This is a genomic window from Clostridia bacterium, from assembly GCA_035628995.1.
Lineage (GTDB): Bacteria > Bacillota > Clostridia > Lutisporales > Lutisporaceae > BRH-c25.
In genome coordinates this window covers 162,256-187,402 of record DASPIR010000026.1, presented here as the reverse complement: position 1 = coordinate 187,402, position 25,147 = coordinate 162,256, and the positions used below count along the sequence as shown (strand labels likewise).

Below are 25,147 nucleotides of genomic sequence, written 5' to 3'. Positions count from 1 at the left end.
ATATTATTTTTAATATAAATGATTGTTTTGACAAGCACTACAGCATAATAGAAAAGCAATACATTCAAGCAATGCCGCCGCCATAGCCGCCTACGGGTGCGCAGCAGTTACCAAGTGCACAGCCTGGAGCTGGTCCTATGTGGGTAATAAGCCTAACAAAGCATGGGTTTACAGCGAGCACTACCCCTGTAAAGCCGGAACCTGACTGTCCTCCGCTTGTAGTAAATATTGTCACAGTCTCTCCTATGCTGCTCTCCAGAAGATCAAAGTTACCTCCTCCAAAACCATTGCCTGCTGTTAATGCATCAACCATATTGACACCTCCTTTCCATAATACACCCTGTACCTTTTTTCAATACCATGATATGTACAGGCTTGTATTTGGTTACAAAAATTTAAATTTTTTTAATAAGAAAACCCATTACAATGGGATAAGGCTTGAGACTGTTATACCTCTGCTCCGCCAAATCCGAAAGTTCTGCCAAATCCGCCAAAAGCGATTATAGCGAGTATTATGATAAAGAAGAAGTTTTTCTCCCTGCCCATTGTTGTGCACGATGCCAGAAGTATAAACAACAGAAGCAGTAGAAGGAATCCATTACCTTTGCACGCATCCATAATAGGGCTTACTGCTACAGGAGCACCACATCCAGCTGCTGCTACCGCTGGATTTACTCCGCCCATTCCATATCCTAATCCGTATGCCATGATGTCACCCCCTTTCTCAATTCCATATTATGTACATGCATGAATTTGGTGACAACTTTCCTTTTAAAAGCATAAAAGTGAGCGATGATGCTCACTTTTATGCCGAGGTGAGTTATGGCATCTGGGTCGGGATTGTATGACCAACTCCCCTTCCCACTTCCATACTATGTACATGCATTAATTTGGTGACAAATAAATGCATTCAGCCTGACCTAATATTTCATAGGTCAGGCTGAATTTCGTCCGTTATTATACTTCTGCTCCGCCGAATCCGAAAGTCCTGCCAAATCCGCCAAAAGCGATTATAGCAAGTATTATGATAAAGAAGAAGTTTTTCTCCCTACCCAAGGTTGTGCACGATGCTAAAAGCACAAACAACAGGAGCAGTAAAAGGAATCCATTGCCCTTGCACATATCCATGATAGGGCTTACTGCTGTAGGAACACCACATCCACCTGCAAATCCGTTTGCCATGTTTTCACCCCCCTCCTTAAAGTGTAGTTATTTTATATGGCAAATCCGCCAAGGCGAAAGCCAGGCAAGATACCAGGGACTAAGAAGACTATCAATAGCAGAATCCAAATCCAACTAAATCCCCCGAACAGCCCTCCCAAGCCGCCGAAACCGCCAAAGCCCAGGCGCGGGAGTACGAATATCAGAAGTAATATTATCAAAATCCACGAATTGTTAAACCCAAAAAAACTTCTAACAGGTGCCGGTGGTGCCCCACACCCTGAGACTGTCCCGGGATTTAACACCCCAAATCCTCCCGCCACAGTTCAAACCTCCTTTCATCAAAGGTTGTTCACCTTTCCACTTACATACTATGTACCCATTTCCGTTTGGTTACAGAGAAAAAAGAAGAACCTCAAAAAAATGAATTAGACATGCATTAAATCGAACACGTGTTCGTATAATATTCTATGAGATATCCTTTATACTCATGAATTAACTAGGTAATTTAGCAAAATTTGCTTATACAGCACTATAGCAAGGTTTCTGAGTCGGTAAAAACGTGCTAATATTAAATCACTAAACATAGATAGCACGGAAATAATATTATATGGAATTATTCGAATTTCCGTGATTGCATTAAGGAAACAAAAGTGTGAAAAAGCTTCTTTTTCACATTTTGTATAATGGCTTACTCTTTTTTATGGGGTGTGATATATGAAAACACTTAGAAAGCCTATTGAGGCAATAGTACTTTTCGATCTGGAAGGCAACCCTGCACCTATAAGGTTCAGATACCTTGATGATGGGTCGGAACTGATAACAATAAAAGTAGATAGAATAATAAAAAGGGATATTGATAAGTTTGCCGGCAACAGAATGATAAAATTCACCTGTCAGACACAAATCGGCAACCAGATCAAACCCTTTGAGCTTAGATTCGAAATAGACACCTCAAGATGGTATATATACAAGATATAGGTGCGGGGGAACGGGGAACGACTTCAGAATTGGAGGTATGTATGTCCAAGAACAGGATTATCATGCATATTGATGCAAACTCGGCCTTTCTGTCATGGCAGGCCGTGTACAACATACAGTGCGGCGAAAAAACTGACCTGCGTGAAATACCTTCTGCCGTAGGGGGTAATCAAGCAGATCGGCATGGCATCATATTAGCTAAAAGTACCCCTGCAAAAAAGTATGGGGTTCAAACTGGAGAAGTCATATGGCAGGCAAAGCAGAAATGCCCCGGATTAGTTATCGTACCGCCAAATTACTATTTATATATGAAATGCAGCAATACACTGTATGATCTCATGAAGGAGTACTCTCCGGTACTCCAGCGATTTTCAATAGATGAGATGTTCTTGGATTATACAGGATTGGAACCTCACTTTGGTGATCCGGTAACAGCAGCTCACCTGATTAAGGACCATATTCATAGAGAGCTTGGCTTTACAGTCAATATTGGCATCTCCCATAATAAGCTTTTAGCTAAGGTAGCCGGAGATTTAAAAAAGCCCGATATGGTTCACACACTCTGGAGGTCGGAGATACCAAAAAAAATGTGGCCCCTGCCCGTAGGTGATTTATTTATGGTGGGCCGTAAAACCCTAAAGAAATTATTGGATTTAAACATCAGTACTATAGGCGAACTTGCAAACACGGATAGAAAGCTATTAGAGATGAAATTGAAGTCCCATGGGAATTTGATTTGGTGCTATGCAAATGGACTTGATGAATCACTGGTACATTCAGGTTACTTTCTTCAAATGAAAGGAATTGGAAACAGTACAACAATCCGATTTGATGTAACAGATTATAAAACAGCCTATAAAGTATTGTTATCCTTGACAGAATCAGTTGCATTTCGTCTTAGAGCTGCCAAATCATGCTGCCGGGTAGTATGTGTGGAAATCCGAACTTCAGAGCTTAATTCTTATACCCACCAGCGCAGATTGTACAATGCAACAAATATCACCAACGAAATATATAGGAATGTTGTATCTCTATTCTGCGAGGCTTGGAAAGGTGAAAAGATAAGGCATCTTGGCGTAAGAGTAACAGATTTGTGCTGCGATGAATACATGCAGGCATCCATATTTGACGAAACAAATGCAGACAAGAAGCAAGCGCTCGACACCGCAATAGATATTATACGAGAAAAATACGGCAATACCGCAGTAATGCGTGCAGTATTTGCCGACTATGAGTTTGCTCCCATGACCGGTGGCTCCGGTGCAGAGGATTACCCTGTTATGAGCAGCATCCTGTGATCACTTCCAACCTTTATATTCATTTTCCAGCATCGACATTACCACCATTGAGCGGTAATTATCCCCCTGCTTCTTGCACTCCCTTATTACGCCCTCCTGCACAAAACCCTCACTATTGTAAAGGCCTATTGCCCTTTCATTGTCTGTATATGCATCCAGCCACAGCCTGTGGCAATTAAGCGTCTCGAAGCAGTATTTCTTTATAAACCTTACACTTATACGCCCGTAGCCCTTCCCCTTGACAGATATGGCCATTCGCCTGAACTCCAATGCGCGGTCTTCTCCGCCAACTCCTGCAAGTAGTATGTATCCTACAAGCTCCCGGTCAAAAGAATTTACCACCGATATATGCACTTCATCCATATGGTTTATCGCTTCAATATGCCTTTCTTTTGGCCATACAAATACAAAATCACTGTTACTCTTCTCTATACTGCTTATCAAGTCCAGATACTCCGGCCTGGTGAGGCAAAACATAAGTCCATCCATTTCCATCAAAACGTCTTTCATAGCCAATTTCCCTCCTACAGGTATATTTCCCCTTGCAGCACAACCACTCCCATAATTATAAATAAGTATAATTACCTACTTTAATTATATACTATGTGAATATATTATCAACATAAAAGACATGCTCCATTGGAACATGCCTTTTTGTTTTATCTAGCCATGACCTTTTCAAACCTCTCTATGACTTTCTTCTCGCCCATTACCTGCATTACCTCATAAAGGTCGGGAGTGTTTTTTCTGTTTGCCACAGCTACTCTGATAGCCCCTGTGACATCCCCCACATGGCCTTTATAGCTTCCAGGGTTCTTCTTGAAGGTCTTGACATCTTTTGAGTATCCCATGGCCTCGCAGAATTCCTTTACTCTGTCAAACCACATATCCTTTGTGTCTGTGTGCGTATAAACCTTTGCATACTCGCTTATTATCCTCTTAATCTCTTCCTGAGACATCGTTTCCGGGAAGTTATAGCCGCCCTCCACGTCTTTTGCAAACAACTCGTCGAAGAAATAGAAAATACTCGGCTTTACATCCAGCCATTTTGCAAAATCTTTCCTGGGTTTTTCGCCGCCCCTGTCAACATTCAATATTCTCTTTGCATATTGCTCATCTCTGCCAAGAAGTGCCGCAAGCTCAGAATCATATTCCTTTGCCCATTCTAAGGCAGCGCTGTAAATTTCTTCTCCGGACATATACGCAATCAAGTCCTTGCTTATATCTGCAAGCTTTACTATGTCGAACATAGCTCCGCTTACGCTCATTTTTTCCAGTTCAATTTTAAAATTGGTATTGGGCTCTTCAGGGTTATCCCTTCTCCAGTCCTCAAAATCTGAATTTATCAGGTTTACAAGGTATTCAATAACTGAAACACTTGGAAAACCCTGCTCACGGAAAAAGCTTACATCCGCCTCCGGATCCTTTCTCTTGCTGAGCTTTCTTTTGGAGCTGCCTTCAATCTTCATTACCGGTGATATATGTGCAAAATTAGGTTTCTCCCATTCAAACATTTCAAAGAGCTGTATGTGCAGAGGAGCTGAGGGCAGCCATTCATCACCTCTCATTACATGAGTGGTTCTCATCAGGTGGTCGTCTACCACATGTGCAAAGTGGTAGGTAGGAAGTCCGTCAGACTTCAGCAGCACCATGTCCTGGTCATTTTCAGGCATTTCCACATCGCCCTTAATAAGATCCTTGAATATAAACCTGCTGTCTGGTTTTTGCGGAGCTTTGACACGCAGTACAAAGGATTTGCCCTTGGAAAGCTCTTCCTTTACCTGTTCCAGTGTGAAATTCCTATGAACAGCATATTCGCCGTAATAGCCAATCTGCAGCTTATTCTCTTCCTGCTGGGCTCTTACCTTATTCAAATCTTCCTCGGAGCAGAAGCATGGGTATGCAAAGCCCTTCTCTACCAGCTGCTTTGCAAATACCTTGTATAACCCCACTCTTTCACTCTGCTTGTATGGTCCGTAGCCGCCCTTCTCTTCGTCAACGTCTGTCACACCCTCATCAAAGTTGACGCCAAAACTTGAAAGAGCCCTTACTATATTAGTTACGCCGCCTTCCACCTCGCGCTTTTTATCTGTATCTTCCACCCTAAGGAAAAACACTCCATTACTCTGATGCGCAATCCTCTCTGACACAAGAGATGCATATAAGCTTCCCATGTGCACATAGCCTGTAGGACTGGGGGCAAACCTGGTTACCTTCGCTCCCTCGGTCAGGTTCCTTTTGGGGTATAATAGCTCGTAATATTGCGGGGCCCTTTCGGTATCCGGGAATAACAAATCCGCCAATTTCTTTCTTTCTGCCAAATCATGCATTATGACAAACCACCTTTCAAGTGTATATTACACGTAATCTTTATTGTACAGTCAGCTTCAACGCCCACTTCTGAGCCTTATACAGTATACGTTCCTCATCCAGTGTAATAAGATGCCCGCCTTCCATCACCAGGCTGCCGTCTATTATAACTGTCTCCACATCTGCTGAGTTTCCGGAATAGACAATGGCTGATTTTATATTATGTTTCGGGTAATAATGTGCTTTCTCAGTATTCAGCACTATAAGGTCTGCAGTGCTCCCAACCGTGAGACTTCCCACGTCTTCAAACCCAAGAGCCCTGGCTCCTCTTGCTGTAGCCATTCTCATGACCTCATCCACAGGCAAAGCTGTGGGGTCATCTGTGTAAATCTTCTGCAAATAGGTTGCCATTCTCATCTCTTCCAGCATGTCAAGATTATTGTTGCTGGAGGCTCCATCAGTACCCAAGCACACATTTATGCCCTTCCCCAGCATCTTAACTACCGGTGCGACTCCGCTTGCCAGCTTCATGTTGCTTCCCGGATTATGCACCACATTTACTTTGCGGGATGCCAATATGTCAATATCCTCATCCTCCACAGCGACACAGTGAGCTGCCACGGTACTCCCATTGAGAAGCCCAAGGCTGTCAAGATATTTGACCGGCGAGCTGCCATGCTTCTCAATACAGCTTCTAACCTCTTCTTTTGTCTCCGAAAGGTGAATCTGTACGGATATACCCTTCTCCCGAGACTTGACCGCAACTTTCCTCAGGTACTCCTTAGAACTGGTATATACGGAATGAGGCCCCAGCATCACTTTCAGACGTCCATTGGAGCTATTGTGGTATCTGTCAAACAACTCCAGGTTCTCTCGGAGCCTGTAGTCAAGCTCTTCCTCTCCAGATTCCCCCTGAAGTCCTCTGGACAGCACAGCCCTCATCCCTGACTCAGAAGCCGCACGAGCAGTGCTTTCCATGAAGAAATACATATCTGTAAAGGTTGTTGTTCCACCTTTGATCATCTCAACCATAGCAAGAAGACTTCCCCAATATACCGCTTCATCAGTCATCTTGTCTTCCAGCGGGAATATCTTTGTAAAAAGCCAATCCATAAGCTTCATGTCATCGGCGTAGTTTCTGAACATTGTCATGGCAAGATGATTATGGGCATTTACAAAGCCAGGCATCACAGTCCTGCCTTTGCAGTCTATCAACTTTGAGTATCCTGCCTCCATATTTTGCTCACCGGGGCCGATATAGTCTATTTTATTACCCCGTATCCCTATACTGCCTTCTTGTATTATATCATCATTTTCGTTAAGTGTTATTATCTGCGCATTTTTCAGCAATATATCCATGGCTATTCTCCCCAGCCTCTCAGATATTCCTCCTGCTCCTTGGTAAGCTTATCTATCGTTATTCCCAGAGCTTCAAGCTTCATATGGGCAACCTTTTTGTCTATGGCCTCCGGTACCTCATATACCTTGCTCTGAAGCTTTCCCTTGCTCTCACTGATATATCTTGCGCACAGGGCCTGCAGTGCAAAGCTCATATCCATTATTTCGGCAGGGTGTCCGTCTCCTGCAGCGAGATTCACAAGCCTTCCATCAGCAAGCAGGTTTATTATCCTTCCATCCTCCATAACATATCCCATAATGTTATTTCGCATTATCCTCTTCTCTTTGCACATTGACTCAAGCTCCGGTTTCCAAACCTCTACATCAAAGTGACCGGCATTAGAGAGCACCGCTCCGTTCTTCATGACCTTGTAGTGCTTTCCGGTGATAACCTTTGCACAGCCGGTAACAGTAACAAAGAAATCCCCTATTGACGCCGCGTCATCCATTGACATCACCCTGAAGCCGTCCATGTAAGCCTCTATCGCTTTTATCGGGTCAATTTCACAAACTATTACATTGGCGCCAAGCCCTTTGGCCTTCATGGCGACCCCCTTGCCGCACCAGCCATAGCCCACTACCACTACGTTCTTGCCAGCCACTATGAGATTGGTCGTCCTCATTATCCCATCCCATACCGACTGACCCGTACCGTACCTGTTGTCAAACAGATACTTGCAGTAAGCATCATTAACAGAAATCATGGGGAACTTCAGCAGTCCTTCTCTATCTCTTGCCTTGAGTCTGAGGACTCCTGTAGTAGTTTCCTCACTGCCTCCGATTATATTGGGCAGCAGCTCCTGCCTTTCCCCATGCAGCAGGTGCACCAAGTCGCCTCCGTCATCTATAACTATGTCAGGGCGGATATCAAGAGCTGCATTCAGATGCTGGTTATATTCCTCGGTCGTGGCATTATACCAGGCATAAACATTCAGTCCATCCTCCACCAGTGCTGCTGCAATATCATCCTGTGTGGAAAGGGGGTTGCTTCCTGTAACCGAAACCTCTGCGCCTCCTGCTTTCAGTACCTTGGAAAGATATGCGGTTTTTGCCTCAAGATGAATGGACATTACTATTTTCTTGCCTGCAAAGGGCTGTTCCTTTATAAATTCCTTCTCAATGGTTGACAGCACAGGCATATAGCCTTTTACCCATTCTATCTTCCTATGTCCTGACTCAGCTTTCTTAATATCTCTGATTATACTCTCTCTCATTATTTAACCTCCGTTATTAATTAAAAGCTCGGCAGACTAAGCTGTCGAGCCTTATATTTTATTCCTTTACTGCCTTTGACCAAGAATCCTTTAACCCGACTATTCTGTTAAACACTGGCTTTTCTTTTGTGAAATCCTTATTGTCAGGGCAGAAATAGCCCATCCTCATGAACTGGTAGCCTGTTCCCACGGCTGCCTCTGCCAGACCCGGCTCAACCTTGCAGTTAGTGAGTACCTCCAGGGAATTCGGATTTAAATCTTCTTTGTACTCCCTGTCGCCTTCTCCCGGATTAGGTACTGCAAAGAGCTGATCATATAAACGTACCTCCGCATCCAAAGCATGGGCAGCAGATACCCAATGAATCGTTCCTTTTACCTTTCGCCCGTCAGGAGAGTTTCCGCCTCTGGAAGCCGGATCATAAGTACAGTGTATTTCTGTAATTTCTCCTGTCTGCAGATCCTTTACAACGCTTTCACACTTTATGAAATACGCGCTCTTAAGCCTGACCTCTCCGCCGGGATACAGCCTGAAGTATTTCTTTGGCGGGTTCTCCATGAAATCGTCCTGCTCAATAAAAATCTCTCTGGAAAAGGACACTTTGCGTGTGCCGCTATTGGGATCTTCCGGATTAATCTCCACATCAAATTCTTCCGCCTGATTTTCCGGATAATTATCTATGATAACCTTCAAAGGACGCAATACTGCCATCACCCGATCTGCCCTTTTATTAAGGTCTTCCCTTATGCAATGCTCAAGAAGTGCATAATCCACAGTACTATTTGTCTTAGCTACGCCAATCTTGTCACAGAAGCTTCTGATGGAGGAAGCAGTGTAGCCTCTTCTTCTCAAACCGCATAATGTTGGCATTCTAGGATCATCCCATCCTATTACAACACCGGTCTCTACCAGTTCCCTCAAATACCTCTTGCTCATAACAGTATAGTTAAGACCAAGTCTGGCAAACTCGATCTGTCTTGGCCGATGCTCTGTCTCACATTCATTTACAACCCAATTGTACAACGGTCGGTGATCCTCATATTCCAACGAGCAGAGTGAATGAGTTATACCTTCCAGTGCGTCTGAAAGCGGATGCTGGAAATCGTACATTGGATAAATGCACCACTGGTCTCCTGTCCTGTGGTGGTGTGACTTCAGTATTCTATATATTACGGGATCCCTCATGTTGAGATTGGGCGAGGCCATATCAATCTTTGCACGAAGGGTTCTTGAACCTTCAGTAAACTCTCCGGCCCTCATCCCTCTGAACAGCTCCAGATTTTCCTCAACAGTCCTGTCTCTGAAAGGACTGTTTTTTCCCGGCTCAGTAGGCGTACCCCTATATTCCCTTACCTCTTGCTGGTTTAAGTCACAGACATATGCCTTACCTTTTTTTATAAGGAATTCCGCAAATTCATACAGCTTCCCAAAATAATCCGATGCATAGAAAAGCCTATCCTCCCAGTCAAACCCAAGCCACTTGATGTCTTCCATTATAGATTCCACGTATTCCACATCTTCCTTGATGGGATTGGTATCATCAAATCTTAAATTGCAAAATCCATTATATTTTTCCGCCGTACTAAAATTGATATACATGGCTTTGCAATGTCCTATATGCAGATATCCGTTTGGTTCGGGAGGAAAGCGGGTATGTACCCTGTCATATACTTTTTCCTCCAGGTCCTTATCGATAAAGTCATGTATAAAGTTTGAATATACCTTAGACTCACCATCAACCTGATCAATATTTCCCGGAATATTCTTATCAATATTTTCACTCATTGAATCTTCCCTCCTACGCCTTTGTGTCTACGTTATTAATATGTTGAATATTATACTATATATAATGTAGAAATTCTATCAAATTATTAGTACCGTGTAACACTGAACACACAATACTGGTTACGCGTTACGCGTTTCGAGTTGCGCGCTTGCCTGGGTAAGTCTTCGAAGTCCGGCTTAAATCTTCGGGTCTCGAGTCTCGTATCTCCTCGTAACCCCGCAACCTCGTGCCCATTGCCCATCGCCTTATATTCTCCCTTTTTCACATAGGTAATGCATATAAATGCCAGTATGAAAAGCACTCCCCTCTCTATTTTCTCAAAGCCTTTAGTATTCTATCGGGATAATTTGTTATTTTCAAAGCCTTTAGCATCCTATCGGGATAATTCGTTATAATGCCGTCAGCACCCATTTTCACAAGTTCTAACGCTATCTTTGGATCATTTACAGTGAAAACATTTATAATATAGCCTCTCGCTTTAAGCTCTTTTGCAATCGCAGGCACCAAGGCCATATAAAATGGATGAGCGCATTCGCAGCCCAGGGACTTCATGTAGTTCCAAGGCTCAAAAAGGCCTTCCATATATAATGCCCCCGTTTTGACAGAAGGGTTTATATCCTTGCACTCCTTTATAGAGTAATGATTGAAGGAGGATATTATAACCTTAGTCTGAAGTCCGAAAGCCGCCACCTCAGCCAAAACCTTTTGTTCTATTCCGGGGTATTGCACTATACCGCTTTTCACCTCAATATTGAGGAGCAGTCCAGTATCTTTTACCAGCTCAAGCAGCTCTAAAAGCCGTGGTATCCTTTCGTTCCTGAATTTGCTGTCAAACCAGCTCCCAGCATCCAACTCCCTTATCTCGTCATAATTCAAATCCTTTATATAGCCTTTGACCTTGGTAGTCCTATCCAAGGTTTCATCATGACATACGACAAGCCTTCCATCCTTTGTCATCTGCACATCGCACTCTATACCGCTGCTTCCCAGCTCCACGGCCATCTTAAAGGCCGCCATGGTATTTTCAGGCGCATAGCCCGAAGCCCCTCTGTGCGCATATACAAGAGCCCCTGTATCAGCTGTAAAGATACTTGGCAATTGAATCACTCCTGATTAAGAATTTATTCCATATATTCGGACATTTTGAATCATATCCTTATTATACCTTATATGTAGTAAAAAAAAAGTAGCCAGCCAAATTTAGCCAGACTTTGGGGGAGGGTTAAGAAGATATCCAAAATAAGGACAACCATATCATAGCCACACATGAGTATACAAAAATTGATGGCACTAATTCACTACGCCTAAGAAAAGCCTAACGCCTTCCAAAGGCCATCCTTGACCCTGGAAGGCTTACTCGGCGTCCTGCCTCGTATACGGCTTTTCTAAGGCTACGTTCATAAGTGCCATTGACAATTTCCGTATAAGCATACTTAGGCTATTGATATGGCTGTCTTACCAATTAGCTGTCAAGAAGATAAAAGCTATGTAACGATTTAGGGGAGCATTAACTTATGTATGTCCGCGAACACTTATAAGTCTTTGGGTAACAGAATAGAACTTGATATGCAGGAAAATCCGTAAGGTTTACGTGATGTAAACCTAGCGCATACCAACAGGACGTTGGGTTTATGCGCGTTAGGATTTTATTGCGTATCAAGCTCTAATTCTGTCCAAAGCTTATATTGTGTGAGTGGATATACATAAGTGACTTGCTCTTATTTGACGATTTAGCACAAATATAAAAGGCTGCATGTCATGCAGCCTAACTCCTTTATACCTTTTGCTCTTGTTCCGGTTCCTCAAATTCCTCAGCAATTCTGGCAAACTTCTCAATTTTCTTCTGTACATTGTAATACACAGTATCTTCTGGATAATTTCCATTCTCATCCCTGTTTCCTGCGGTCACACCAGTAAGAATTTCTATACCCTCATCTATGCTCTTGATCGGATATACATGGAACTTGCCCTCCCTGACAGCTTCAACAATCTCATCCTTCAACATAAGGTTGACGACATTCTGCCATGGTATTATGACTCCCTCATTCCCCTTTAAGCCCCTGGCCTTGCAAGTCTCGAAGAAGCCCTCTATTTTTTCGTTCACTCCACCTATGGGCTGTATCTCACCTCTTTGATTAACCGAGCCGGTTACTGCAAAATGCTGGTATATAGGCAGTTCCGCCAAGCTCGACAATAATGCGTACAGCTCGGTGCTGGAAGCGCTGTCCCCTTCAATACCGTCATAAAGCTGTTCAAAACAAATGCTGGCTGAGATTGTAAGCGGGAAATCCTGAGCAAACTTGTTGCCGAGGTAGCCTGTAAGTATCAGCACTCCTTTATCATGTATGCTGCCGCTCATTTCAACTTCTCTTTCAATATTGACTATCCCTTTCTCTCCGGCATAGGTAACTACTGTTATCCTGCTGGGCTTTCCAAAGGTATAGTCTCCAAAATCCATAACCGAAAGTCCGTTAACCTGCCCTATGACCTTTTCCTCTGTAGAAATGAGCACCACTCCTGTATCAATCAGCTCCTGCATCTTTTCCTCTATCCTGTTTGAACGGTAAACCTTCTGTTCAATGGCCTTCCTCACATGACTGGCAGAGGTTATCTCTTCTCCTGCTATTCTTGCCCATGCATCCGCTTCATATAGTATTTCAACTATATCGTTGAACCTGGTAGAAAGCTTATCCTTATGCTCTGCCAGTCTTCTGCTGTATTCTATTACAGCTGCCACAGCAGATTTGTCGAAATGCATAAGTCCTTTATTCTCGCAGTGAGCGCTTATGAAACTGGCATACTTCATGCAGTTTTCCTCGCTGCTGCTCATATCTATATCAAAATCAGCCTTGATCTTGAAAAGCTTTCTGAAGTCTTCGTCATAGGTATATAAGGTTTGATATACATATGCGCTTCCTATAAGTATGACCTTTACATGCAGAGGTATCGGCTCTGGTTTTATACCACCGGATACGATACCCGCCATGGAAAATATATTTTCTATAGTTATCTCCTCGGTCTTTATTGCCCTTTTTATGCCTTCCCAACTTTCAGGATCCCTCATCAGATCAGACATGTTGATTATTATATAGCCCCCATTGGCTTGGTGAAGTGAGCCTGCCTTTATTTTGGTAAAATCCGTAGTAACTACGCCCATATTGCTTTCATACTCGATTTTACCCAGAAGATTGTAGTATTTGGGGTTTGATTCCAGAATGACAGGGGCGCCTTTCGCATCCCTGTTGTCCACAACCAGGTTCACCTGATACTTTATTGTAAAATCCTTCTCTCTGATTCTTTCAACCAGATCAAGCTGGTCAATACTGCCAGATTCCAGATTTCTAAAATCCTCTATATTGTGTATTATATCCCGCTGAACAGCCTTAAGGTACTCAAGCACACTCTTGAACTGCCCGAACTTGTCCTTGAGCTCCATTATCGGCTGTTCTACAGCAAGCAGAGCTATCTTGGTCTCCAGATGTTCAATTTTATCCTTTGCAGCCCTTTCTATCTCTTTTATATGCTTCATAATCTCTAAAAGCTTTGCCTGGACTATGAAGGAATTGTCCTCCATCTTCTTCCTGTCCTCAGGGCGCATCTCCATATAATCCTTGTCCTCCATTGGCTTTCCGCCCTGGAGGGGGATGGTCATCAGTCCCTGCTCGCTCTTTTTTATCATGAAGCCCTGTTCCTGTGCAAACACATTGAAAGTCTCCATATATTCCGAGCTTTTTTCCTGGTACTCCTGCACAATTTGACTCTTCTGCTTTTCATACTCTTCGCCTTCAAAGGCCTTTGGAACCTTTACCTTGAGATCCTTTACAAGCCTTTTCATGTCCTTTTGCAGTTTGCACCCCATCCCTGCCGGGAGGTTTATGCATATGGGCTTGTCAGGGTTTACGAAATTGTACACATAGCACCAATCGTCAGGAGCCTTTTCATTTGCAGCTATCCTGCTTATAATGGATTTGGCATAGCTGTTTCTTCCCGTACCTGTTATCCCCGACACATATATATTATAGCTGGCTCTTTTGATTGCAAGCCCGAACTCCATTGCTGCAGCCGCCCTGCCCTGTCCTATTATGCCATCTAATGGATTCAAATCCGCTGTAGTCTCAAAACCAAACTCAGTATAATCTATCTTATTGCTTAATTCTTCCGGAGCCAACTCCTTAAATTTTCCCATGCAGCACTCTCCTCTCGAAATACGTTTAAAGGGGCTAAATAATTAATAACATTATATTATATTAAATTCCATAATAGTAGTGCCATAGCATTTAGCTGCGTCTATCTAAATTTTGCATCAATAAATGCAAGGGCTAAGAATTTTGGAAGTCTCATGATTCTCATGATTCTCCTGGGCTCTTTTATGAGTCTGTAAAACCATTCCAGCCCGGCTTTCTGGTAAAATACAGGAGCCCTCTTTGCTCTGCCCGCAAGTACATCCAGACTTCCGCCCACACCCATGGCAATTTTGACCTTTAGCTCTTCCTTATACTTATATATGAACTTTTCCTGTTTTGGGGCTCCCAAGGCCACCAACAGGATGTCTACTTTCCGGCTGTTTATGTCCTCTATGATTTTTCCCTCTTCATCATCTTCAAAATAGCCATTCCTAGTACCTGCTATTCTCAAACCGCCGTATCTCTCCGCAAGCTTAATAGCGGCTTCTTCAGCTACACCCTCCTTACCTCCGAAAAGATATATGCTCCTGCCCTGGGAATCCGCTGTCTCCATAAGCCGCAGCATCAAATCATAGCCTGCAACCCTCTCTTCCAGCGGAGTGCTATAAAATCTTGAAGCAATGACAACCCCTATTCCATCAGGAACTACAAGCTGCCCACTGTTCAGTATGCCCTCGAATTCCCTCTCCTTGACGGCATCCAGCAATATCTCACTGTTGGGAGTGAAAACCATACTGCATATATCCATTTCAAGGTATTCTGCCAGCATAGCCGCTGCTTCATTCATATTAACCTTGTCTATTTCCACTCCTAATATTTCAGCCTTTTCTCTCATACAACACCAATCCCTTAATCATATTGCATCTTTGCATAACCTTAAATAATATTATAACATAGCACAATTATATATAAACACGGTTTATACCATAAAATCTGAAGAGTACATAGTCTTAATAGTATAAATTTGACATAATATCTTACAAAGTCAGCACAACAATGCTATAATGTGAATTGTAATTAACATGTAACATTTGTCGTTTTTTAGGGAAATCAGGGATCGCAGCAATTACATATGGCCTGTTTGGTTATATAACTATAAGTCTATAAATCTATACAGTAAGGGGTAGAATGTATTGGAAAAAATATTAATAGAAGGCTCACAGAAGCTTTCAGGTGAGGTCTATATCAGTGGAGCTAAAAATGCAGCAGTGGCAATACTGCCTGCAACAATTCTGGCAGGCTCAGCCTGTACCATAAAAAATCTTCCCATGGTCAAGGACGTTACATACCTTAGAGACATGCTCATACAAATAGGGGGAAAAATCCAGATACTAGATAAAGATAAAATACTCATAGATGCGACCGGAATCAATACCTATAAGATAGACCTGGAGCTGGCTAAAAGGATGAGGGCTTCATATTATTTCCTGGGAGCTCTCTTAGGCAGGTTCAAAAGGGCTGAAGTACCTTTCCCGGGAGGCTGCGAGATAGGAGTAAGACCTATTGACCTTCATTTGAAGGGTTTGGAGGCTCTCGGCGCCAAAATCAAAATATCCCATGGCCTTATAAAAGCAAAGGCTGATGAACTGGTGGGAGCAAAGATATATATGGATGTTGTCAGTGTGGGAGCAACCATCAACATAATGCTTGCCGCCTGTTTGGCAAAGGGCACTACTACTATTGAAAACGCCGCAAAAGAGCCTTACATTGTAGATACCGCCAACTTTCTCAACGCCCTGGGCGCCAATATAAAGGGTGCAGGCACCGATGTGATAAAAATCAAGGGGGTTGAGTCTCTCGGCGGCTGTGAGCACAGCGTAATACCCGACCAGATGGAAGCAGGAACCTATATGATTGCCGCAGCTGCGACAAGAGGTGATGTGCTTATCAAGAATATCATACCGACACATCTTGATGCGGTTTCTGCAAAGCTCCGCGAGATGGGCGTATCAGTAACTGAATACGAAGATTCCATAAGAGTCAGGTCCGCAGCAAGGCCAAAGGCGGTTAATATAAAAACCATGCCCTATCCAGGTTTCCCTACAGATATGCAGCAGCCCATGAGCGTTCTTCTTTCTATCTCTGAAGGCACTGCTATCGTAACAGAGAGCATATTCGAATCCAGATTCAAGTACTTCGATGAGCTAAAAAGAATGGGTGCAAAAATAAAAATGGAAGGCAGGGTGGCAGTAATTGAAGGAGTATCAAAGCTATCAGGCGCCCCTGTCTATGCTACCGATCTTAGAGCAGGAGCTGCAATGGTTGTTGCAGGCTTGACCGCAGAGGGCAAGACAACCATAAGCAATATAGGATATATTGACAGAGGCTATGAGAGACTCGAGGAAAAGCTTATAAATCTGGGAGCAAGGATAAGGCGCGTAGAGGAAGACTAGAAGCGCTTAAAGGCTTACTGTCTGAATAATATTATAATAAATGGCAATAAAATAATAGAGCTCCTCAATAAATGTCCAAATGGACTGAGGGAATTAATTCGGAGGCATGCTATGCACAAGTACAATATTCTGATAACCACCATGCGTCTTGATATAGGCGGTGCCGAAACTCATATAGTCGAGCTGGCCAAGGGGCTTGCCCAGGTCGGCTTCAATGTAGTTGTGGCTTCTACAGGCGGAGTATATGAAAAAGAGCTTATAAGCAGCAATATCAAGCTGTATCACGTGCCCTTGGACAACAAGAAGCCCCACAATGTGGTAAAAGCCTACAATCAGCTGAAAAGCATAATAGAAGAAGAGAAAATTGACTTGGTACATGCTCATGCGCGTATCCCAGGGTTCATCTGCGGTCTTCTTCATAAGAAAATGAGGTTCCCCTTTGTGACCACAGCTCATGGCACTTGGAAAACAGGCTATGGACTGCGCTATATAACCAATTGGGGCCAGAAGACAGTAGCTGTAAGCGAGGATATCAGGAAATACCTTCTGGACAACTATAAAATCGAAGATAAAGATATCAAAGTCACAATAAACGGTATAGACACTGACAAGTTTTCTCCTGCAGTTGATTGCTCCGATGTAATGGCTGAGCTGAAACTCACCGCAGAAGACACCAAAATCGTATATATAAGCAGGTTCGACAGTGACAGAAGCTACATAATAAACAAGCTCCTGGAAATCATTCCGGAGCTTGCGAAAAAAATCAAAAGCCTGAAGGTTATAATGGTAGGCAGCGGTAATATTTTAGATATAGTAAGAGAGAAAGCACAAGAGATAAATAACAGCACCGGCAATAATACGGTTATTGTTGCCGGCTCCCGTACCGACATAAATAAGTTCACCGCCCTGGCAGATCTATTTATCGGCTTTGGCCGTTCCTCTCTCGAAGCATTAGCTTCCGGGAGACCCCTTATACTTGCCGGCAATGTGGGCTATATAGGCATATTGGATGAGCACAGCCTTGACGCGGCCATAAAATCCAACTTCTCCGGCCGTGGAAATAACAAGGCAGAGAGCGAGATCTTGAGAAACGATATTATGAAGGTGCTGCTGCAGATGGGGGTCGAGGAAAGAAAAGCCCTGGGCGCTTTTGGCCGCAGTGTGATTGAGAACAATTACTCAGTAAAAAAAATGGTTCAGGATAACATAGAAGTATACATGCAGCTTTTAGAGCAGAAATAATGCAAACAAGCTTAAAGGGGACATACCTATGTATGATGTTATGATATCAGGTTATTACGGGTTTAATAACAGTGGTGATGATGCCATTCTATTGGCTATTATAGATAACCTGAGAAGTATAAAAAAAGATATACAGATTGTGGTGCTTTCGAAAAATCCAAAGGATACTGCCAAAAACTACGCAGTGGATTCAATCGACCGCTTCAATCTATTTGAAGTAATTAAGACAATGAAAAGAACCAGGCTTTTTTTGAACGGCGGTGGAAATCTGATACAGGATGTTACCAGCACTCGCTCACTTATGTATTATCTTACCACCATTTATCTTGCTAAGCTTATCGGCCTTAAGGTCATGCTTTACGCTAACGGAATCGGACCTGTAAGCAAGAGCTCCAATCGTTATTTTACCTCAAGGATAATAAACCGTGTAGATGTCATCACCCTCAGGGAGGAAGCCTCAAGTCTGGAATTGGCGGCATTGGGCATCAAAAATCCCGAAGTCATAGTCACTGCCGACCCGGCATTAGGCCTTGAACCTGCATGTTCAGAAGAAATAAAGAATATATTCGACCAGGAAGGAATATCTGACGATTGCCCGCTTATTGGCTTTTCTATCAGGAAGTGGGCAGGCTACGATAGATATAGCAATATAATCGCTCAGGCAGCTGATTATCTGGAAGAAAAATATAATGCGAAGCCTATATTCATACCGCTGCATTTTCCCACAGACCTGTCAGTGGCAGAGGATATTGCTTCAAAAATGAAGCATTCCCCTTTTATACTGAGGAACAGCTATGGCATAGATAAAACTCTGGGAATTATGAAAAAACTCGACATGGTACTGGGAATGAGGCTTCATGCCCTTATATATTCAGTAAGCCTTTCAGTGCCGCTCATCGGTCTGATTTATGACCCCAAAGTGCAGGGCTTCCTGGAATACGTGAAGCAGCCTTCTGCAGGAAATGTGGCAGACCTGGATTTGGAAAGCCTGAAGAAGCTTATTGATGATGTATGGAGCAATAAGGCCGCAATAGCACTGCAGCTTGAGAAGGGCAACCAGATACTGAAGCAGAAGGCCTTTGAGAATGCAGAAATAGCAATTGCATTGCTAGAAAGATAGTAGGGAACGCATTGTATGCGTTCCGCTGCATTGTATGCGTTCCGCTGCATTGTATACTTATACATAATATTTATCAAGTTCCCATTTTAATGGGTTTGTATCAATATATTCCCATACTTTCTGATATTCCGCTTCATTGCGGATAATATGATCATGGTAAGATTTCTGCCAAATTTATTGCTGTAGGGAACGCATTTCATGCGTTCCCTTTCTTGAGATTTCACGTATTTCTTTTGTAACTGAAGATTTATATGCTTGTATCGTTTTGGGGATTTGTGATTTTGTCGGATCGCTTTGAGGAACGCATTCAATGCGTTCCCTACTTGCTCAAATTTTTCACGTCTACTATTTTCGTTTCTAATACTATCATCTGTGTATCCATAACCTGCTGGGATTCTCTGTTAAGGTCAATTCTTCCGTTTGCCCAGAAGCCGTTTTTTTTCTCAACTCCGGGAACCTGTATTGTCACAAGCACATTGAACCTTTCAGGCTTTTCTGCTATCACCATAGTACCGTCAGCCTTCGTAAGCTGCTCTGTCGCCGGCAGAACTTCCTTGCTCATAATTTTTCCCATTGGAGTGTCGGTTTTTACATCATATATATCTTCTCCTATTTCAATAGCATCAACCGATTGCTGCCTGACTTCCTCCACCAGAATCTTGTATTCCAAAGTATCATACTTAGCAGCATTATTATTTTTATCCACCATGAAGAACTTGTAATAAGCTCCGCCTAGAAGTGCAATGATAAGCAGCAGCACGCCTATGTCAATTATACTTATCTTGCCGAATAATCTTCCTTTTTCATCCAATAGCATATCAATCCCTCCTTACTGCCCTACCAAGGTCATTTTTGTCACAAAACCCTGATTTGCATATCCCTTGCCTTCTATGGAAAACTTCTTGCCTACCTTAACTTCAGCGCCTCCAACTATTATGTTCGCTGGGGTAATGTTAGCCTTGCCCTCTATTGTTATGACCACATCATACGCATCAGGCACTTCAGCTATAACATATCTGCCGTTTATCAAGTCTTCATTCAGCATTGTTGCTTTTCTCGGTACCTTGCTTACCACTGTGCCTAGCTCACTTCCTCTAATGTTGTCTCTTATGGGGTCACCGGCGGTTATCGCATCTACAAAGTCCTTATTGACGTTGGTTATCTCAAAATCATACACTACCTTGCTTGTTTCTACTACCTGCTTGTCAGCTCCGCCGAAGAACATGAAGTATACCCCTCCCGCCATTGCTGCGATAAGCAGTATAATCAGCAAATCAACAATATTTATTTTACCGAACAACCTGCCTTTTCCATCTATTAAAGCCATAATGCTCACCTTATTCCCTTTCCTTTTTCTTAATGACAGCTTCATACAGCTCTTCAATGCCTCTTGCCATTGCATCAGCTGTAAAGTTTTGGGCTACCAGCTCCCTGCCCTTTTCCCCCATAGCTTTTCTAAGCTCAGGGTCGCGGACCAGCTTGAGTATCGCATCTGCCAGCATGATCGAATCCCCGGCTGGCACGAGAAATCCATTATATCCATCCTTTATCACCTCAGGTATGCCCCCTATATTTGTCCCCACAGAAGGTTTTCCAACACACATGCCCTCGATAATCGAAAGGCACAGCGCCTCAGATAAAGAAGAAATCACATTGATGTCTATTATATTAAATATCTCATAAATATTATCTATAAAGCCTGTAAACACAACTCGATCCGCGAGTCCCCGCTGCGCCGCCAAGTCCTTAAGCTCCTGCTCCTTGGGGCCTGTGCCCGCTATCACGAACTTCACATTAACATTGTCCCGGGAAATAATCTCAGCTGCATCTATAAAGTGCTTGTGCCCTTTGACCTGGGTAAGCCGGGCAACAACCCCCACAACTATCTCCTCTGCCGCTATTCCCCAGCTTTGTCTGACGCGGTCTCTTTCTTCGTCCCCAAGCTCTTTGACCTGGCATACCCCGCCATATATCACTGAGATTCTGCTTTCAGCCACTCCATTATCAGCCACATTCTGCTTTACAGCAGTTGATACTGCTATTATGCTGTCGCTTAGTAAAGTGTTCACGCAAGCACCAGCCAGCTTCTTTATGCCTGTTTTCCTGCTATCGATGCAATGCTTCGTATTTATAATTTTCACTCCTGCCAGTCTTGCAGCAAGCCTTGCAGACAATGAAGCATGAGTATGCACTATTTGGGGTTTTTCCTTTTTGAAAATACCTAGCATAAGGCGCACCGCACCTAAATCAAAGGATTTGTCCTTCATACCATCAACAGGTATGGCTTCAAACCCCAGCTCTTGCACCTTAGCTATAAGAAGACTTCCTTGGGGAAGCACAATCTTTATATCATACTTTTCCTTATTTATCGATCTAAGCAGGTTCAGCAGCCAGCTTCCTGCTCCGCCTATCTTCATGTCACTCAACACATGAATTACTTTTATCATATATCCACCACCTCGTTATCCTTTGTGATAAGGGCTTTAGCTATCATTCCAAAGGCAAGCATGACCCAGAAGGTCAGAAGCACCCTGTTGTTATACCATATATTTTCAACCATCCCTTGAGCCAGATACCCTGCCATACCGGAGGCTATAGCTATCATGAAGGTGGAAGTAAAGCGGTCCTTCGTTCTGTAGAAGCCCGCAAGCAGTGTCTTATAGTAAACCACTATCATGGAAAAAAACATCAAGAAGCCCGCAATACCGGTCTCGATAAGAAGCTGTATATAAATATTATGGGAGTGATGAGCATATGCAGCATTGAGAGAGTATTTGGGATAAATGAGCTTGAAGGGCTCCAAGCCCAGCCCTATGCCGGAAGGCCAATAGTCCTGTGCTAACTTCAAAGATCCAAGCCACACGGAAATCCTGTATGAAGAAGATGTATCTGTAAGGTTCCCGATACTTGTAAACCTATTTATTACAGAAGGAGGCAGCACAAAAGGCAACAGCAGCAGTCCAATGATACAAAGAATTACAAATCTCCTGTCCCTAAGTACGGCAAATAAGGCAACGGCCAACATCAGTCCAATATAAGCGCCTCTCGAATAAGTATAAACAAGACAAGCAAGCATTATAGCAGTCAGACACAGTGTCAAAAGCCTTGAGAGCCAACTCTTCTGCCCCCATAGCATGGCTATGGCAACAGGTATTATCATCACCAAGTACTCTCCAAGCACATTGGGGTTCTCGAAGGTGGAGCCTACACGAGCCTTTATATCCTCAAAAAGTGTTGTATCAACCCAGGCTTCAGATGTAGCACCCACTGTCTTCAATTGATATAGTCCATACAAAGATGTGACAGTGGTGGAAAGCACCAGCAATGCCACTATAGTATAAAGCTGCTGCCTGGTCTTGATGGTGTTCACCAATATGAAATAAAACAATATGAAGGCTATATGTATCAGCAGCGCAAACATACTATTATTAGGCGTATAGGAGGTAATGCTGCTATAAAAAAGCACAATACCGAACAGCACTACAAAATAATCCAGTTTATTAACATTGAACTTCATGCTCTTATCCCGGAAAAGCCTTATCCCATAGGATACGGCAGTTATCAGAATCAACCCCAGAAGCGCCATGGTCGGGGCAAGGGGGATAAATCCCACAACAGCAAATACACCTATCTCATACCTCCAAAGCACCAGCACAAGGCCACCAATTGCTCCGACTACTTCAACGAAGGCCATTGGAGGCAGCAGATATCCCAGTATGCCCAATATGACTCCTGCTGCTACAGCAGTTATTTCAAAGCTTTTATATCTTATCGTCTGTTCCATTTTTTAATCCCCTAACTGTAAAAAAGTCATATGCTATACGACCTGCCATACTTCCCTCTACCAGGGACTTAACAGGCCTGTTTATGAGAATCATGATTGTACCAAGTATGAATAACACTAATCTTACAATGCCTTTCATATCAAGCAGCAGTTCACCATGATTAAATACCAGGCTCAAAAGTCCTTGGGTAACGGCGAAGGTCAGAAAAAGCAGTCCGTAAACCCTTGAATTAATATTGTACAAGTCCTCTAATAAAGCCCGCATTCCTCTTAATGCCCTGCTTTCCTTCAAGGTACTGTTTGTCCCAGTTGAGAGCCTATCCGAAGAATATTTTAGCAATCTTAAAGGCAATATGAGAATTCTAAATATACGACTTCTCTTCCACGCGGCCTCTATATTCCACTCCCTATCAAAAAACCTCAATATGCCACTACCGGCTGCAAGCTTTCCGAAGCTTTGCCCCATCATGAGCGATACCCGGTAGAACCCACTGTTTTTATAGTAAATCAAAAACTTCTCATATATATTTAACAGTGTCCTGAGTATAAAACTATTTTTCATATTTTCACTTCCCAATCTCGTATAGCAGTAATAAAATTCTCCAGTTAATTATAGCACAACAATATCCCATTATAGTATCATTTCCATATTATTCAAAATATATAATCTGCCTTCTGCACAAATAAAAGCTTTACATAAGCAACAACCCATGTAAAGCTTCAAAGACTTTTCTTAACACGCGTAACTCGAAACGCGAAACGCGTAACCATACCCTAAAGGAATACCCTAACCTATTGCCCATTGCCTCGCACCTATCGCCTACTTTAACGTATATGTACCTTTGATTATAAGGAAGGACTTGTCAGCTATGGCTTTCACCCCTCTGCCGTCTCCCCTTGAAGCTATAAGCATATGATTGTTTACTATTGCCTCGCCATTCTTCAGGTCCTTTGCGGATGTGATATCAGAAAGCCCTCCGTTAGCTCCGTATACCCCAGAAAACTTACCTGTTCTGGGTATTATTTCTGCACCTTCCCCTGCTATAAGGATTTGATTCTTTTGCATCTCCACTACTTCGAACCTGGCGGCTCCACCTGCAGGAGCGTTCTGCATATCTTCCCTCAGCTTTGCTATCTCCTGATTCTTAAGCTCCAGCTCAGTCTTGAGCTTCGCTATCTCCTGACTTTGCGCTGCATTATCCTCATTTGTCTTAGCGATCAAACTGTCTATGTAATATTTAATCTGCTCTGATTTCTGTTCCACGTAGCTCTGTGTGACTATGGGATCCTGGTCTGAGCCTGGGGTTACTCCATCTGCAGCGCTGAAAATTACCGCAGAAAGCACCAGGATAACTGCAATTAATACTGCGATACCTGTTTTGCGACTTTTACTGTTTACCATCCCAATTCTCCTCTTCAATATCATACATTAATGGACAACATTTTCTGATATGTATATATTTCGCCAAATATCGCAAAACTCCTGTAAATATTACAAATTTGTAAAAAAGGCTTTTATTGGAATATTTCACACTTAAGGAAGCCTTTTATGAAACTCATTTACGGAAAGTGGTACACTAATGAAATCATACTTTCCTATTCGTTATAAAAAAGGCTTTTATTGAAGCATTCAACCATAAAGTATTATAATAGTATTATCACTTTAAAGGAGGTGCAATTTATTGAAAATCTATACGAAAACAGGAGACAAGGGTACTACATCAGATGTGCTCGGGCAGAGAGTATCAAAGGGAGATATAAAAATCGAGCTGCAAGGCTCTATTGATGAAATAAATGCAGGGGTGGGCTATTTAAGGTCATTATTGAAGAATACCACCTATAACAGATCTGCGATAGATTTAGATGACGGCCTAAGGGACATCCAGTATGCATTATTCAGAATCGGAGGCGATGTGTCCTCCAACTTTAGCCAGCATCATATAAAAAATGCAGACATAGAATACCTGGAGAACAGCATAGATATTATGGAAAAATCCGTTGGCCCTTTGGAGAGCTTTATCTATTACAGCGGCAGTGAAGCAGCAACTTACTGCCACGTAGTAAGAAGTGTTGCAAGAAGGACAGAAAGAGTATTTGTAAGGTTTATGGAAAATAAAGAATACAACCTTGACTACCAGTACATAAATCGGTTGTCTGATTACCTATTCTCCATGGCAAGATATATTAATTTCCTATCTAAGGTTCCTGATGAAGCCATGAAACTGAAAGATTAGCCATAAAATTTCAAGTGTCAGGCAACGGACCTATTTTGTTCGAT

Annotated in this window: 23 protein-coding genes and 1 pseudogene; 6 read left to right on the top strand and 18 right to left on the bottom strand. The window is 42.9% G+C overall.

Going from position 1 to position 25,147, the window contains the following annotated elements:
- Positions 1-85: 85 nt before the first annotated feature.
- The 4 genes and pseudogenes from VEB00_12050 to VEB00_12035 form a co-directional block, all read right to left on the bottom strand.
- Positions 86-313, bottom strand: a pseudogene (locus VEB00_12050) (hypothetical protein).
- Positions 314-447: 134 nt separating this feature from the next.
- Positions 448-708 (bottom strand): hypothetical protein, encoded by a 261-nt coding sequence (locus VEB00_12045; GenBank protein HYF83747.1) that lies wholly within the window; start codon positions 706-708, stop codon positions 448-450.
- Between the two features lie 249 nt (positions 709-957).
- Positions 958-1,182, bottom strand: a complete 225-nt coding sequence (locus VEB00_12040; protein ID HYF83746.1) for a hypothetical protein — start codon at positions 1,180-1,182, stop codon at positions 958-960.
- Between the two features lie 32 nt (positions 1,183-1,214).
- Positions 1,215-1,484 carry a hypothetical protein gene (locus VEB00_12035; protein HYF83745.1) on the bottom strand — a complete coding sequence of 90 codons (270 nt, stop codon included), beginning with the start codon at positions 1,482-1,484 and terminating at the stop codon, positions 1,215-1,217.
- Positions 1,485-1,878: 394 nt separating this feature from the next.
- Between VEB00_12035 and VEB00_12030 the strand changes: the two genes are divergently transcribed.
- Entirely contained in the window at positions 1,879-2,142 is a 264-nt protein-coding gene (locus tag VEB00_12030; protein HYF83744.1) for a hypothetical protein, read from the top strand.
- Positions 2,143-2,183: 41 nt separating this feature from the next.
- Positions 2,184-3,440, top strand: coding sequence for a DNA polymerase IV (locus tag VEB00_12025; GenBank protein ID HYF83743.1), 1,257 nt, complete (start codon positions 2,184-2,186; stop codon positions 3,438-3,440).
- Here VEB00_12025 and VEB00_12020 read toward each other — a convergent pair whose 3' ends face one another.
- The 8 genes from VEB00_12020 to VEB00_11985 all read right to left on the bottom strand — a co-directional run bounded on the left by VEB00_12020 (position 3,441) and on the right by VEB00_11985 (position 15,165).
- A complete protein-coding gene (locus VEB00_12020) occupies positions 3,441-3,950 on the bottom strand; it encodes a GNAT family protein (protein ID HYF83742.1) in 510 nt (169 codons plus the stop codon).
- A gap of 149 nt (positions 3,951-4,099) precedes the next feature.
- The gene (gene gltX / locus VEB00_12015) at positions 4,100-5,770 is read right to left on the bottom strand and encodes a glutamate--tRNA ligase (GenBank protein HYF83741.1); all 1,671 of its coding nucleotides are present in this window, start codon (positions 5,768-5,770) and stop codon (positions 4,100-4,102) included.
- A gap of 40 nt (positions 5,771-5,810) precedes the next feature.
- Entirely contained in the window at positions 5,811-7,109 is a 1,299-nt protein-coding gene (locus VEB00_12010; protein HYF83740.1) for an amidohydrolase, read from the bottom strand.
- A gap of 2 nt (positions 7,110-7,111) precedes the next feature.
- Positions 7,112-8,362, bottom strand: a complete 1,251-nt coding sequence (locus tag VEB00_12005; GenBank protein HYF83739.1) for an adenosylhomocysteinase — start codon at positions 8,360-8,362, stop codon at positions 7,112-7,114.
- Between the two features lie 58 nt (positions 8,363-8,420).
- Entirely contained in the window at positions 8,421-10,145 is a 1,725-nt protein-coding gene (locus VEB00_12000; GenBank protein HYF83738.1) for a glutamine--tRNA ligase/YqeY domain fusion protein, read from the bottom strand.
- A gap of 310 nt (positions 10,146-10,455) precedes the next feature.
- Positions 10,456-11,244 carry a glycerophosphodiester phosphodiesterase gene (locus VEB00_11995; protein ID HYF83737.1) on the bottom strand — a complete coding sequence of 263 codons (789 nt, stop codon included), beginning with the start codon at positions 11,242-11,244 and terminating at the stop codon, positions 10,456-10,458.
- A gap of 676 nt (positions 11,245-11,920) precedes the next feature.
- Positions 11,921-14,332, bottom strand: coding sequence for an AAA family ATPase (locus tag VEB00_11990; protein ID HYF83736.1), 2,412 nt, complete (start codon positions 14,330-14,332; stop codon positions 11,921-11,923).
- A 101-nt stretch (positions 14,333-14,433) separates the two neighbouring features.
- On the bottom strand, positions 14,434-15,165 hold the full coding sequence (locus VEB00_11985; GenBank protein ID HYF83735.1) for a WecB/TagA/CpsF family glycosyltransferase: 732 nt from the start codon (positions 15,163-15,165) through the stop codon (positions 14,434-14,436).
- Between the two features lie 298 nt (positions 15,166-15,463).
- Here VEB00_11985 and VEB00_11980 point away from each other — a divergent pair, with 298 nt between their 5' ends.
- The 3 genes from VEB00_11980 (at position 15,464) to csaB (ending at position 19,085) form a co-directional block, all read left to right on the top strand.
- Positions 15,464-16,723 carry a UDP-N-acetylglucosamine 1-carboxyvinyltransferase gene (locus tag VEB00_11980; GenBank protein HYF83734.1) on the top strand — a complete coding sequence of 420 codons (1,260 nt, stop codon included), beginning with the start codon at positions 15,464-15,466 and terminating at the stop codon, positions 16,721-16,723.
- Between the two features lie 111 nt (positions 16,724-16,834).
- Positions 16,835-17,965: a glycosyltransferase gene (locus VEB00_11975; protein ID HYF83733.1), complete on the top strand. Its 1,131-nt coding sequence runs from the start codon at positions 16,835-16,837 to the stop codon at positions 17,963-17,965.
- Between the two features lie 28 nt (positions 17,966-17,993).
- Positions 17,994-19,085, top strand: coding sequence for a polysaccharide pyruvyl transferase CsaB (csaB, locus tag VEB00_11970; protein HYF83732.1), 1,092 nt, complete (start codon positions 17,994-17,996; stop codon positions 19,083-19,085).
- A 319-nt stretch (positions 19,086-19,404) separates the two neighbouring features.
- On the opposite strand, the gene VEB00_11965 is transcribed toward csaB, so the two are convergent.
- The 6 genes from VEB00_11965 to VEB00_11940 form a co-directional block, all read right to left on the bottom strand.
- On the bottom strand, positions 19,405-19,902 hold the full coding sequence (locus tag VEB00_11965) for a DUF4330 domain-containing protein (protein HYF83731.1): 498 nt from the start codon (positions 19,900-19,902) through the stop codon (positions 19,405-19,407).
- A gap of 12 nt (positions 19,903-19,914) precedes the next feature.
- Positions 19,915-20,412, bottom strand: coding sequence for a DUF4330 domain-containing protein (locus VEB00_11960; protein ID HYF83730.1), 498 nt, complete (start codon positions 20,410-20,412; stop codon positions 19,915-19,917).
- A 10-nt stretch (positions 20,413-20,422) separates the two neighbouring features.
- On the bottom strand, positions 20,423-21,532 hold the full coding sequence (locus VEB00_11955; GenBank protein ID HYF83729.1) for a glycosyltransferase: 1,110 nt from the start codon (positions 21,530-21,532) through the stop codon (positions 20,423-20,425).
- A complete protein-coding gene (locus VEB00_11950) occupies positions 21,529-22,869 on the bottom strand; it encodes an O-antigen ligase family protein (GenBank protein ID HYF83728.1) in 1,341 nt (446 codons plus the stop codon). Before VEB00_11950 ends, VEB00_11955 begins: the two co-directional genes overlap by 4 nt.
- Complete coding sequence (locus tag VEB00_11945; GenBank protein HYF83727.1) at positions 22,847-23,431, bottom strand: hypothetical protein; 585 nt, start codon at positions 23,429-23,431, stop codon at positions 22,847-22,849. Before VEB00_11945 ends, VEB00_11950 begins: the two co-directional genes overlap by 23 nt.
- Positions 23,432-23,689: 258 nt before the next feature.
- Positions 23,690-24,271 carry a hypothetical protein gene (locus VEB00_11940; GenBank protein ID HYF83726.1) on the bottom strand — a complete coding sequence of 194 codons (582 nt, stop codon included), beginning with the start codon at positions 24,269-24,271 and terminating at the stop codon, positions 23,690-23,692.
- 280 nt (positions 24,272-24,551) lie between these two features.
- Between VEB00_11940 and VEB00_11935 the strand changes: the two genes are divergently transcribed.
- Complete coding sequence (locus VEB00_11935; protein HYF83725.1) at positions 24,552-25,103, top strand: cob(I)yrinic acid a,c-diamide adenosyltransferase; 552 nt, start codon at positions 24,552-24,554, stop codon at positions 25,101-25,103.
- Positions 25,104-25,147 lie beyond the last annotated feature (44 nt).